Genomic DNA, 13,825 nt, shown 5'->3' with positions numbered 1-13,825 from the left:
TTATTTATGACCAGTCATGGATAAATTATCTATATCAACCGCTGGCGGCCTAGGCTAATCTCCTAAAACCCTTACAGACCATAAGCCCATAATAAAACAAAAGAAGGCGCCCTTTTTAGACGCCTTCTTCCAACGTAAGAAAGACATGCTTCTGAATCTCGGTTATCAACGCCTGTTTAGCAAGCAGACTCCTTTCCATTACCCATTACGATACGAAATAGCTGATCTCGCCAGAAATTACCTCTTCCTGTGTAGGTTCCGAAACGGTCGAGACTTTTTTCTCTTTACGGATAAATTTTGATGTCCGGATACTTACATCTCCCTTTGTCATGGTCACTCCTAATCGGTTCCGGAAGGCAAACGCGAGGTCGTCTCCGTTTTCGGTAGCAAAAGCTGGCCCGAGCGATTCCATATAATTAATTTGGTCACTCGTTAGGTCAAAATTGTCCGACGTCCAGCCAAAGAAATTGCTGGATACGGCCACCGCTTCTGCCTCAATCGTGGAAGATGATTGTGCATACAGGTCGTTCACTTTCTCGTCAACGCCTGCAGGCGTAAAAGGATACTTTTGTGTTTTCATGTGTTTTGTTTTTGATTGTTTAAAAAATCCTATTTATAACTCCAAAGGAATTCCGAAACTATAAATTCATATATTTTTTTATAAATTAGTGAACACCAAGTGACGAATTTTGGTCGCTGTGACGATATTTTGGACAATCGGCTAAGCGAAAAAACCGTATGGAATGCAATTATTATACAGAAACAGAAAAAAAATATTGAATGTAGTCAGGGTCTTTTTGGCCTTACTGGCAACGCATATTTTGCTTTGGTATGGAGAGCCGGAAGGATTTTTTGAGATCATGGCCGAAGAAGGTTTTGCAACACAATTTATTATAAATGCTGTAGCATTGCTTTTTCTCTTTTGGATAACTAACTTGATGTTACGTCACGGCCGTTCGCGCATTTCCCAATTCCGGACGGATAAGAAACTTTGGGCAATGTTTTTGTTGAAAGGCCTGCTGGTGCCAGTACTTTTGTCCATTCTTTTTGGAGCGTTGTATTACACATTTCATGACGTAGCCTTTTCTTTGGCCAACTACATGAAGGTGGTATTGCCGATTGTGATAGGAGCTTTACTCGTTGTGTTGGGTTTAGAGTGCTGTTTGCTTGCCGTCGAGGGTATTAATGTATTGTCGAGAGCGCTGCAGATCAGCAAGAATATAAAAATGAACATACAGCGCACGGGGCATCGCATAAATTTGTCTACCGGCGATATAGTGGCGACTGAAAAGGAAATACAGAGGAAACGATTGACAACAGCAAAAATAGTGAAGGCCTATCGAAACAAACGGGAATACGATATGGCGCTGCAGGACTTCCCGTTGTTTGATATTGTAAGGGGGCGGGTGAAAGGATACGACGTGGAAGGCAACGATTATAATTTTGAGTTCAGGGCACTTAGTCAGGCGAAAGAATGGTTATCCGATGATCTGCTATTTTTTACGACGGGTTCCTGGATTGTACGGTACGATCTCATTGACCGTGTTGAGAATGGCGAAAAACGCACGCTTGTTATTCATCTAAAGGGTCCCTTTAGTTTTTTGCAGCTGAACAAAAGCCGCGCAAAAGAATTCTTGGATTGGTACGAAGGGCGTTATACCCCTACATTTGAATAGATAGAGGCGGCCTGGGAGCCACCTCTCGTATTGCAGTGAATAAAAGTGAGCTACCGCCTGCTGCAGTGTTTTCTGACGGTCTCGATATTGATCCCAGTATATTTGGAGAATTCTTCGAGGGTGATATACTGTTTGGCGTCTTTGCCATAGGCGTCCTTCATCGTTCGTAGGAGACGGACAGCCTGTTTGTAACTTTTCCCTAAAAGTGTGCTGATGTCTTTTGCATAAATACAAACTCGTTCGTTAGTCATAGCAGTTATACTAATGGTTAAATGAATAGACAACCTCTTCCTACCATACGGCAACGCGATAACGTTTTATTTACCCACCAGTAACGATGCGGTACAATTTCCCTAAGTAATAAAAAGGTACTACATCCTTACTTGATCCTTACTGTATCATCGCTTGATTTTCAGTGTGGGAATCAGTTGTCATTGTTATAAATGGTTCCTTTGAAATTATTAATCTAAAGGTAAGAATTTTTTTTTATTTCTGTCAAGTGGTCATTTATACCCATTTGGGACAAATATGGACATATGGGGACAAATAGTGCCGTTTATGGCCATACGGGACAACAAATCGTATAATGGTCTTCATCTTTGTGACGTGATCAAATTATACATATTATGGCACGACAAGAAGGATTAATTAAATTAAAAGGCAAGATCGGGGATCTTTCCTTTTACAAAGACAAGCGCAATGGTTACCAGGCTCGAATGAAAGCCGGACCGACCAAAGATCAAATCAACAATGATCCGCGATTTCAGCGAACGAAAGAAAATGGGCAGGAGTTTGGCCGCGCCGCACAAGCCTCGAAACTGGTACGCCAGGAGTTGTACGAATTGTTGCAGCAGGCAGGTGACACGCAATTGGGCAACCGGATGACGTCTCGCATGCACCGGGTGCTTAAGGCCGACCAAGTGAATGGCCGGGGAGACCGCCAGGTACTGGTCGAAAACTTGAGTATGCTTGAGGGCTTGGATTTCAATATCCACGCGCAGTTGCGGGATGTATTTCTGATGAAGGCGAGGCCAACCTACAGCCGAGATACAGGCACGGGAACATTGGAGTTGCCGGAATTCAATGCAAAAAGTAGGATCAAGACACCTAGTGGTGGAACACATGCCCAGCTGCAATTGGTTGCGCTGGAGTTCAATGGGGCCAACCGCGAAGCGGACGCGGTTTCCTTAGCTCGATCGAGCTATATCGAAATCGGTAAGAACGGAGACACGGAGGAAGAGACCCTAACTGTTGAACTACAGCCACGGCCGGAAAGCGGTGTCATTATCCTCATGGGAATAGCCTATTTCCAATTTGTTAATGGTGGATACTATCCACTGGCCAATGGACAGTACAATGCTTTAACTATCGTCGATGTGGACATCCCGTAATGAAAACAAAACACACCTTAGTTCTCCGACGGACCTACGGAGAACAGGGAACCAATGGCACGATTTATTTCCAAGGCGAAAAGATCTGCCATACCATTGAGCTGCCGTGGCGCAACAACACACCGCGTCTCAGCTGCATCCCCGAAGGACGCTACAAGCTGAAAAAACGGAAGTACACCAAGCACGGGGAGCAGATCGGTATTCCGGCCGTCCTGGGCCGCGAGGCCATCCTGATCCACGCAGCCAACAACGCCATGAAGGAACTGCTGGGCTGCATTGCACCGGTCACGGCACTCACGGGCGAAGGCATCGGTACCGAAAGCGGCAAAGCGCTGGGTGAACTTAAAGGATTGGTTTACAGTCTCTGGGATCAGGGTGGTGAAGTGTTTCTTTTAATCCGGGAGGGGCGATGAAAAAGCTCATCCGGAAAATCAGCCAGGCGGTACAGGTGGTACTGCTGGCGCCGATAAAATTGCCGGCGAAGGCATTGGATGTATTGAAATACGTCGCCGTAGGGCTAGGAATCATCGAGCAGGTGATGCAAGATGATACCGACAAACCAAAAACCGAACGAAAGGAGGGAAGCGATGAGGCCGCTAAGTAATGTGCAGTTGGGTACCCTCGGCGGTACCGTTTGTTCCGTTTGGAACAGCTTCGACTGGGGCAACCTTGCACACACGGTCTTGATGGCCGTGGTCGGTGCTGCGGTGAGCTATCTAGTTAGCAGATTACTAGATGGTAGAAGGCGGCGACGTTGAGGAAGGGTTTGATTAGCAGGTAGAATAAAGCTCTCGGAAACAGTGATTTCCGGGGGCTTTTTTTGTTTTAGTATAGTTGTCGAAAATTTAACTAATCTATAAGAAAAAAATTACTATGCTGATCGGAAAAAATTGTATCAAGTTAGGTCTGTGGCTTGAGATCTATGAGCTACGGCTTTAGATCAACCTTTTCGCTCTCTTATAAAAAAACTTATTTAAACAGAATAAGAACTACCAGTGGTGCGATTTTTTTTAAACAAAAAAGGCAATAGTTTTATGTAAATGCTAAAGCCATTTGAGGGGGGAATAACGACGAACGTAAGCGACCACCATATACATATTTTTGTCGACGTGCCCCAAATTTGGTGTAGTAAGAGAACTGTTTTAAAGGTAATATATATTTAAAGATTGCATAATATACTTTTCCTAAACTTGTGAAGTAGATGATCTGACTGGCAACAGACTCAAACCGTACACATATAAATTACCATTTTAGATAATAATGAAATCTACCCTTTTTACCAGACCAGCGAATTTTTTTCTAGTGTTGGTGCTTTTTCCATTGGTTGTTTTTTCTCAGCGGATCAATGATCGGGCCCCCGAGATAAAGGTTCCGGTGTCGAGTGAGCTTTTTAGGTATGCAAGCTATCCGGTCAGCAACTTTACCGGGGTTCCCGATATTCAAGTGCCTCTGTATGAATTGAACTTCAGTGACTTTGATCTTCCGATTTCACTTTCCTACCATGGATCCGGCCATAAAGTCGACGATATAGCAAGCTGGGTAGGTTTGGGTTGGTCCCTACAAGCCGGCGGTGTGATTACCAGGATTGTAAATGGTGCTCCTGACGAAGAGCTCTCTGCGGGGATTTTTAGAAACCCGATAAAAACCAGTGCGGATGTTGCACAGTTAAGTGACGAGCAAGCTCAAATTTATTTTGAAGATGTACTTAGGCGTAAGATTGATACGGAGCCTGACGCCTTTTATTACAACTTTCTCGGAATGAGCGGCAAGTTTTTCTTAGATCCGGAAGATGGCGTGCAAACGCAACCTAAGAGCGACTTTCTGATCGAGTTTAATAACGGGCTTTTTAAAATTACGGATGATTATGGTAGGCAATTTTTCTTCCATGAAGTAGGTACGACGCGGACAAGCGGTGACTTCCCACCGCCTTATTATGCGGCCAGTACAAGTTGGCATCTTACAAAGATTATTTCTGCCGATAAAAAGGATACCATAGAATTTTCTTATATTAAGGAGATGGCAGAGGCGATAAAAACAGTGGACTATTCGATGGAGGTGGGGCGTCTTGCACAAATAATTCAAGATATAGCGCCAACTGGTAATAGAGAGGATGCGGGTATTGCAAATGTGCCTACATATTCTGTATACTACGCAGAGATGTGGAACAGTTTCCTTTCCCGGATTACCTTTTCCGGTGGATATATAGAGTTTTTATCGACTCGTGACCGTTCCGATCACGGCATGCGTCGTCTGCACACAATCAATGTAGCAAAAGGAGGTGAGGTAATCAAGCATATAGATTTTGAGACAGGATATTTTTTTTCGGATCAAGGCTATAATCTTCATAGCTCACCGAAGGACAGGTATCGCCTAAAATTATCCAAAGTAAACATTTACGGCACCTCGTTTGCAGACGGTCCGCAGCGATATAGTTTCGAATACGACGAGCAGTATAAACTACCTCCCCGTCTCAACTGCGGTGTGGACTGGTGGGGCTATAGTAACGGAAAGATACACAACGAGACCTTGGTTCCTCTACCGGAAAATGGACAAAGTTATGAGTATACGGATCCAGAACATAGGTTAAAAGCGGTAACAGTTCCTGGTATTCTTAGACAACTTGCGGATCGCAACCCGAATGTTAATCATATGAAAGCGTACCAGCTCAAGCGTATTGTCTATCCGACGGGGGGGTATGCTGATTTTGAGTTCGAACCCAATAGAAGATCGCGATCCAAGCAGGTGCCTAAGCAGGTCACCTTGGCGTATGCTATTGGTATGAAAGAAAACAACAGCCCTTCTGTAGTGGAATTTGTTGCGCCTATGGGTGCCAATCGTGCAACCTTTCAGATGTCCCTCCAGCCATGGACGGATCAGACGCAACCCTATATCGAATTGTGGAACTTGACTACCAACAGACGACTGTCACGGGATTTTGTTTATCCAGGGGAGCAGACCTTTGTCACAACTACAATCAGTTTAAAGCCGGGTGATCGGTACCGTGTTATTGCGAATATAAACAAAAATGAACGTGATCCCAACGATGATCCCGATAGGCGGGTGATCGCAAATATATATTATATGTCTTCCGAGATGCAGACGCTCACAGAATATGGCCCGGGACTGCGTATCCGATCGATCAGCTCCTATTCCGACAGGAACGTTTTAGCTAGTCGGGAGGAATACAGGTATGGCAAGGACGAAAGCGGGTTTGCTGAACCACGCTTTTTTGATTATATCTTCGATCTAAAGACCTATGTTCAAAAATATTATTTTGTGTATTGGGCGATAGGCGATAAGCCGGGGGGACAGGGCGGGGGCTCTACTTTAGTTGTGCTCGGTCGGCCGATATTCGACCACTATTCGGAGGGGAATCTGGTTTCCTATCCTTTTGTTACCCGTTATGTACATGGGTCAAATGGCGAAAGCCATAAGACTGTCTACGAATACTCGTTCCAAAAGGACGAACAGTACGAATATGGTATACCCGAAAGTGCATCGTTGGTGAGTAATTTCTGGCGAAATGGGAAGCTCTTAAAGAAAACGGTATATAAGCAGCATGCCGATGGTAGGTACGAAATTGTTCGGGAGAAGATAAATAGGTACGTAGAGAAGACATTTGGCGAGTACCACGGCCTGCGTGTGCGTCGAAACCATATTGCCAAAGGAGTAACATGGTTCCAAAAGGACGCTAGTTTTTATTTCACGTGGTTCGATTACTACTTTAAGTCTGGTATCCGCAAGTTGATCTCCTCTCAGGAGAGAACCTATGTGAATGGGTTGGAGAGTACCAATGTAATTACCGATTATGATTATCTAAATGACGGTAACCTTATACCCCGGGTTACAACCACGGTCTCTAGTAGTGACAGGTACCAGACAATTTACACGACGTATCCGAAGGATTACCTGCGGGGAACGCCATGGCTTGATAAAATGGCGTCTGGCAACATGTTGCGTTATCCTGTTGAACGTATCCATTATGTTGGAGGCGGGACTTCAGATCCCACGGTTATTTCGGGGAAGTTGGAACGTTACGATGATGCAGGACGCGGTTTGGTAAATCAAAGTTATATACTTGATCTGAACAGGGCTCTTCCGATGTCTCAGTTCAAAATCAGTAACAGTCGGTCTTCTGGATTACCCGATCTCGCCAATATCGATTCCTATGATCCCGATGATAGTTATAGATTAACCAGTTCGGTGAACTCTAGGGATGTTCACGGTAATCCGAATGAGATCCGTGTATTAAGTGGTACAACCGTACTTATCTGGAGTTATAGTGGCCAATACCCTATCGCCAAAATCGAGAATGCGAGCTATGACGAAGTGAAGCAGGGGCTGAACGATCCATCGGGAACATTCCTGAGCCAGCTCAGCGGTAAAACGGAACCTTCGGCAGCGGACTTTACCCGGCTGAATAATCTCCGCGGGCATAGCGGCATGCTGAAAGCGCAGATCACGACGTACACGTATAAGCCCTTGGTGGGCATGACGAGCATGACCGATCCGCGTGGTGTCACGGAATACTACCAGTATGACGGCTTCCAGCGCCTGAAGGACGTGCTGGACTTCGACAAGAATGTGTTACAGAACTACCGTTACCATTATAGACCCTAGACCCATGGAGATGAAACGTCTACTGACAATCATATATTTTCTGCTGCTGGCTATTGTAGGCCATGGCCAGCCCAGCCATTTGGAACTGCATGCCTACAATGACGAGCCGGTCATCCAGGCGCTGGACAGTATCGTCCTAAAGCCCGGATTCCACATCCGTCTGGGCAAGAACGTGCTGCTGTCGATCCAGCAGCACCCGAACATAAGCAGTTCGCCCAGCAGCAACCAGAACTATATCCTTACCCGTACTTTTCGCAAGGAGGTGAAGGCCGGCCAGCTCGGTCAGGCACGTAATATCGGGGAGGAGAACCAGACGGTGCAGTACTTTGACGGCCTAGGCAGACCGATGCAGACGGTCGATCTGATGGCCAGCCCGAAATATAAGGACATCGTGCAGCATATCGAGTACGACGGTTTCGGCCGGGAGAGCCATAAATATCTTCCCTATGCCGAGCAGACCAGCAACAACGGCAGTTTCAAGATGGCAGCGAAAACCAGTCAGGAAAACTATTATAAGTCTACCGGCTGGGATGCGCACGTAAAGAAGACGGAGAGGCCCTATGCGGTTACGGTGTTCGAGAACAGCCCCCTGAACCGGGTGAAGGAACAGGGAGCTCCGGGCATGGTATGGCAGCCGGCAACTAGCCGTACATCCAGCACCGGACGCACGGTGGTTACGGATTACGGCACGAACGTGATCACCCCATCGGCGGAAGCGGTCAAGCTCTGGCAGGTGGACTACAATGCCTCGGGCACCCCTACGGGGGCCAGGAGTACGACAAGTTATGCCGCGGGGAGGCTTTACAAAACCGTGGTGAAAGACGAGAACTGGGTTTCGGACCGTGCAGGTACGGTGGAGGAATACAGAGATTTCGATGACCGTGTGGTACTGAAGCGTATCTGGGAAACTGAGAGCAAAAAGCTGGAGACGTACTACGTATACGACGACTTCGGCGACCTGTGCTATGTTGTCCCTCCGGCGGTGACTGCAGGCAGCTTTACGGAATCTGCCGCAGCCTTTACGAACTATATCTATGCCTACCGCTACGATAGCCGCCGGCGCCTGAAGGAAAAGAAGATCCCGGGCAAGGGATGGGAGTGGATCGTTTACAACCAGAACGACCTGCCCATCATGACACAGGATGCGCTCCAGCGGACAAAGAACCCCAAGGAATGGAGCTACACGAAATATGATGCCTTCGGTCGGGTGGTGCAGACAGGCACGCTGACGGCCGCGCATGCCACGCAGTCGGCAGCCCAGACGGCAGCGGACAACCATGCCCGTCCGGGCAACCGAGACTGGGAGCAGCGGCGCGTTAATGCTGCGGAATACAGCAACGTATCCTTTCCCGTGGCAAACCTGAAAAGGCTGACGGTCAGCTACTACGACAACTACAACAAGTTCATGGGCAGCGTGGATACGGTACAGCTGGCACCGCGTGCCATCAGCAGAAGCACGAAGGTACATTCGCTCCTGACAGGTAGCCGGGTATATACCGACAGCGGTACGGATTCGCTTTTAACGGTTTACTACTACGATGAGCGTGGCCGTACCATCCAGACCGCTTCACGGAACCACCTTGGAGGCAAAGATATCGTAACGAATACCTACCTCTTCAGCGGGGAGGTGGAGACGAGCAAGCGGGAACACTGGAAAAGCCTGACTACTTCGCAGCCAATGACCGTCCTGACCACCAACAAATATGACCATGTGGGGCGTCTGGTGGAAACCAAGAAAAGGGTGGGTAGCCATGCGGAGGTTACCCAGAGCCAGCTGGCGTACAACGAAATCGGCCAGCTGATGGAGAAGAAGCTGCACGTGAGCGGCAGCAGTGCCGTGCAGGAAGTTGCCTACGGCTACAACGAGCGAGGCTGGACGACATCGATCAACAATCCTTCCAGCGTAACCGACAAGCGCCGTTTCGGGATGAACCTGCACTATGCCAACAACCCGCAGGCCTACAACGGGAACATCGGTTCGGTGCAGTGGAATACGAAAGTGACAAGCTCGCAGACACAGACCCCGCTGCAGACCTATACCTACACCTACGACAAGCTGAACCGTCTGAAGAAGGCGGCATACAGCGGAGCTACGAATAAGACCGGCCGCTACAATGAAGAACTGGCCTACGACGTGATGGGTAACATCGATACCCTCCGCCGGACCAACGGCGATACGGGCTGGTACAACCATTTCAAGTACAGCTACACGGGCAATAAGCTGAACAGCGTTACGGACATCGGTACGGCCAACCGCGACAACAGCTTCATCTACGATGTCAACGGCAATGTGACGAAAAATGACCGTCTTGGTATTACGGATATTGAATACAATTACCTAAATTTACCAAAGAAGTTCGTGAAAGGTACCCAGCAGCTGGTATACACCTACGATGCTACGGGCAGGAAGCTGAAGAAGGCACTGGGCAATGCGGTTACGGACTACGTGGACGGTATCCAGTACAAAAACGGTGTACTGGAGTTCATCCAGACGGAGGAAGGCAGGATCCTTCCCAATGGCAGTTCTTTTGTTTATGAATACTTCCTGAAGGACCATCTGGGCAACACCCGGGCAATCGTGGACCATACGGGTAAGGTAAGCCAGATCCAGGACTACTATGCCTTTGGCATGGAGATGAACACGGGATCAGGGCTGAACTCGGCATCGAACCATTACAAGTACAACGGCAAGGAGAAACAGGTCGAACTTGGACTGGACCAGCTGGACTACGGGGCGAGGTTCTACGACGCGGAGATCGGTAGGTGGAACGTGGTGGATCCAGCGGCTGATTATTATCCCGAAGTTTCTCCCTACGCGTACGTGCTTAATGACCCCCTAAGTTATACTGATGAAAACGGGGAAATTCCAGGACCTGTCGGTGCGGTCATTGGTATAGCTGCCGATTATATTCAGCAAGTCGGTATTAATTACTTTATAGGAGGACATGATTTAAAATCTTCTTTGACAAGCGAGATAAGTATACCCTCCTTAGTAGTTTCCGGAGTATCTGGAGCTTTTACGGGCGGTATTAGTTCTCTAACGAATACGTTAACCAGTAAGGTTGGGCAAAAAGCATTGACCAAGATAATTGATGTTGGTATTGATGCTATGGTGTCCACAGTTGGTAAGGAGGCGGTGAATTATGCAGAGGGGAAAGATATTGATGTTTGGAAGTCACTTACCGGGGGCTTATTGGAAGCTGGTATCGGTAAATTAATCCCATTAAAGTACGTTGATAAGCTAGAAAAGAAACTCCTGAGAAAAATGAATGTGAGCGCGAATAAAGCTGAAAAGTATAAACGTAGAATGGCAAATGATAGTCATCGTAATAAAAAAACACAAAAACGTAATCAAACTAAGTTTAAGGAGTATTCCGGCCAGAATAGGAGCTATACAAGAGCATATATGGGCGTTAGAACGGTGAACGAGGCTTACAAGATTGGAGGAGCGGAGGCTTTACAAAGATTGAATTTGTATATTAGTTCTCCTAGTCCTATTCCCGGTATTGAAGTGGGTACACCCGAAATATTAAAATAGATATGTATTCAAAAACACAACTCGTCGTTATGAGCTTGACTGGCTTTTTGGTACTATATAGTTTTTTTTTCTTTCAGCAGAATTCGAAATTAGAAAAGAAAAATAGCAATCAGTATACTGTTGTAAAACAATTCTGCGGAGGTACTAAAAACAACCGTGTGTATATTTTCTATCGAGAAAAACTATATAAGATCTGGATGGTCAATAAGGAATGTCTTAATCACCCGGTTGGATCGAAATTGGAATTAATCTACAATTCTCAATGGGATTATTTTTACAGACCTGATGGGTTAAAGGGCGATACTCGTCGACTTTTTCTTTTCTCAATCTTGTTTATATTATCAATAATACCTTATAAAATTTACATTTCGGTATTAACGAAAATTAAAGCTCGTATATGGAATAGACGTCGTTAATTCATCTTGTTGAAGCTTTCTGTCTGTTTATCAATCCTCAAGGCATAAAAACAGTGAGTTAGATGTGTCTAACCGGAATTAAGAATTTTCGAGTTCGCTGATCTGAATTCAGAGATGAACGCTGGAAGGAATGTTTGGTGGAACTCCAGGGCATAGCGTCTTTGGTCAAACTATGTTTTTCAAGAGTGACAATGACGGCACATTTGATATGATCCCACATATACTAGGAGCAACAAGACGGAATAAAAATTTTACATAGTTGGTGTTAAGGCTGGCGGCCAACCAATTATTGCACGGTTCTCAAACAAGTTTATAGAGAATATATCAGTTTGCCCCTTAACAAATTAATATCGAAAATTTAACTCCAGAACGTAAGAAATTCGAAAGGAATAGCTATTTTTGATTATTAACAAACTGGAAAGATATTAACCTATAGATCACAGCTATGTTCACTAACAAAAACGCAATCCTTGTCGGGTTGCTTCTCTTGGGAGGATTGTCTGCAAACGGACAGAGTAATGTATTTCCTGCTTCGGGGAATGTTGGTGTCGGTATCACGAACCCCACTAGCCTTTTTCACATAAAGAGGGGTGGAGCAGTCGCATATCCGTCAACAACTGAAAAGGGAAACATTGTTCAATTTTTGCAAGCTGATAATAACGCTTTGGAAATCGGTGTGGCTAATGGTATCAATTCCCGTAAGGCCTGGCTTTTAGCCCGACACGCAACAACAGTTCAGTACGGACAATATTATGCGACTCTACATTTACAACCGACGTTCGATGATGTTACGCAGTATCGAGGTGTAGCTATAGGCTATCCTGCAGACGCCCATGTACCTGTAGGAGTAACGTTGGCAGTTGCAGGAAAAGTAGGTATCGGAACATCAAATCCGCAGGCAAAACTCGCTGTAGACGGCAACATCCTAGCTAAAGAAATCAAAGTAACCAACAACATCGCCGTTCCCGACTATGTATTCGAACCGGATTATCACTTGAGTAGCCTCTCGGACGTCGAAGCTTACGTGAAGGAACATAAACATCTACCTGAAATCCCGTCAGCCAAAGATATTGATCGCGACGGGTTGGACTTGGGGGAAATGAACCTTCTGTTGTTGAAGAAGGTGGAAGAACTGACATTGTATCTAATTGAACAGCAAAAGGAAATAAACTCGTTGAAGAGAGAGGTCAAAAAATAAATATCAAACGCGGATATGTTTATAGAAAACTTAAAGCTAGCAGGGCTACTGTTAATTGTAGGGCTAATTCTAAATGACACGGCTCGAGCACAGGTCGAAACAGTTATTGCACCATCGAATCGTTCAGCCGTCGGCTTGGAAAAGAATCTGTTGTTTTATGCTAATCAACGCTATCAGGTTTCACAAAGTGGAAGTGGACAGGTTAATTTGAGCTTCATGTTCGACGGTAACCAGTATCCAGCATATTCAAATACAGGAATTGATCCTAATAATCCATATGTGTTACTTATAGAAAATTTACCAAATATACACGTCCAAACCGGAGGATGGATAGGTTGGACGACGCGACATTATCAGCCAAAACGATTTAAGATTGAAGTGTTAAATATTTATAATGGAGCAAACAGTTGGATTACAATGTCGGATGTAAGTGGATACGGCGGTGGTCATTATATCGCAAAAACACCTAATGTATCGATAGGCAAAATCCGTATTACTATTTATGAAACAACAGATCCCCAGAATCGCCTAGGCTTATCCGAAGTTTTCTTCCTGCATCCTGAGGCTGTGAAAGCCTATGATAGTTTAGTAGTACAGTATGCTACTAACGGTAATGTTGGTATTGGTACTGCATCTCCTAAAGCAAAGCTAGCAGTGGAAGGTAATATCCTCGCTAAGGAAATCAAAGTAACCAACAACATTGCTGTGCCGGATTATGTATTCGAACCGGATTACCAGCTCACAAGTCTTTCGGATGTTGAAGCTTATATAAAAGAGCATAAACATCTGCCGGAAATACCTTCTGCCAGAAATATTGAACAGGAGGGATTGGACCTGGGGGAGATGAACCTTCTGTTACTGAAGAAAGTAGAGGAATTGACTTTGCATTTGATTGAGAAAGACAAAAAATTGAATATACTAGAAGATCGGGTTGAAGATCTCGAAAGCAAACTCCTTGAAAGAACAACGGAGTTTTCTAATTAACC

Annotated in this window: 11 protein-coding genes; 9 read left to right on the top strand and 2 right to left on the bottom strand. The window is 45.6% G+C overall.

What is annotated here, in order from left to right:
* Positions 1 to 205: 205 nt before the first annotated feature.
* The gene (locus tag C5745_RS18980) at positions 206 to 580 is read right to left on the bottom strand and encodes a hypothetical protein (RefSeq protein ID WP_105718594.1); all 375 of its coding nucleotides are present in this window, start codon (positions 578 to 580) and stop codon (positions 206 to 208) included.
* Positions 581 to 743: 163 nt separating this feature from the next.
* Here C5745_RS18980 and C5745_RS18975 point away from each other — a divergent pair, with 163 nt between their 5' ends.
* Complete coding sequence (locus C5745_RS18975; protein ID WP_105718593.1) at positions 744 to 1,676, top strand: hypothetical protein; 933 nt, start codon at positions 744 to 746, stop codon at positions 1,674 to 1,676.
* Positions 1,677 to 1,726: 50 nt separating this feature from the next.
* Here the strand turns inward: C5745_RS18975 and C5745_RS20130 are convergent, their stop codons facing one another.
* Positions 1,727 to 1,927, bottom strand: coding sequence for a hypothetical protein (locus C5745_RS20130; RefSeq protein WP_133166398.1), 201 nt, complete (start codon positions 1,925 to 1,927; stop codon positions 1,727 to 1,729).
* A 375-nt stretch (positions 1,928 to 2,302) separates the two neighbouring features.
* Here C5745_RS20130 and C5745_RS18970 point away from each other — a divergent pair, with 375 nt between their 5' ends.
* The 8 genes from C5745_RS18970 (at position 2,303) to C5745_RS18935 (ending at position 13,823) form a co-directional block, all read left to right on the top strand.
* Positions 2,303 to 3,067: a hypothetical protein gene (locus C5745_RS18970; RefSeq protein WP_105718592.1), complete on the top strand. Its 765-nt coding sequence runs from the start codon at positions 2,303 to 2,305 to the stop codon at positions 3,065 to 3,067.
* Positions 3,067 to 3,480 carry a DUF5675 family protein gene (locus C5745_RS18965; protein WP_105718591.1) on the top strand — a complete coding sequence of 138 codons (414 nt, stop codon included), beginning with the start codon at positions 3,067 to 3,069 and terminating at the stop codon, positions 3,478 to 3,480. Before C5745_RS18970 ends, C5745_RS18965 begins: the two co-directional genes overlap by 1 nt.
* Positions 3,477 to 3,671, top strand: coding sequence for a hypothetical protein (locus C5745_RS18960; protein WP_105718590.1), 195 nt, complete (start codon positions 3,477 to 3,479; stop codon positions 3,669 to 3,671). Before C5745_RS18965 ends, C5745_RS18960 begins: the two co-directional genes overlap by 4 nt.
* Positions 3,655 to 3,825: a hypothetical protein gene (locus tag C5745_RS20335; protein ID WP_165793147.1), complete on the top strand. Its 171-nt coding sequence runs from the start codon at positions 3,655 to 3,657 to the stop codon at positions 3,823 to 3,825. The genes C5745_RS18960 and C5745_RS20335 overlap by 17 nt, the downstream gene beginning before the upstream one ends.
* Before the next feature lie 502 nt (positions 3,826 to 4,327).
* Complete coding sequence (locus C5745_RS18955) at positions 4,328 to 7,687, top strand: hypothetical protein (RefSeq protein ID WP_105718589.1); 3,360 nt, start codon at positions 4,328 to 4,330, stop codon at positions 7,685 to 7,687.
* The gene (locus C5745_RS18950) at positions 7,650 to 11,225 is read left to right on the top strand and encodes a DUF6443 domain-containing protein (protein ID WP_105718588.1); all 3,576 of its coding nucleotides are present in this window, start codon (positions 7,650 to 7,652) and stop codon (positions 11,223 to 11,225) included. The genes C5745_RS18955 and C5745_RS18950 overlap by 38 nt, the downstream gene beginning before the upstream one ends.
* Positions 11,226 to 12,086: 861 nt before the next feature.
* Entirely contained in the window at positions 12,087 to 12,839 is a 753-nt protein-coding gene (locus C5745_RS18940; protein ID WP_105718586.1) for a hypothetical protein, read from the top strand.
* Positions 12,840 to 12,854: 15 nt separating this feature from the next.
* The gene (locus C5745_RS18935) at positions 12,855 to 13,823 is read left to right on the top strand and encodes a hypothetical protein (protein WP_105718585.1); all 969 of its coding nucleotides are present in this window, start codon (positions 12,855 to 12,857) and stop codon (positions 13,821 to 13,823) included.
* The last annotated feature ends 2 nt before the right edge of the window (positions 13,824 to 13,825 follow it).

Source organism: Sphingobacterium haloxyli (genome assembly GCF_002980525.1).
Taxonomy (GTDB): Bacteria; Bacteroidota; Bacteroidia; order Sphingobacteriales; family Sphingobacteriaceae; genus Sphingobacterium; species Sphingobacterium haloxyli.
The sequence above is the reverse complement of the archived record's forward strand: the minus strand, read 5'-3'. Positions and strand labels throughout refer to the sequence as shown.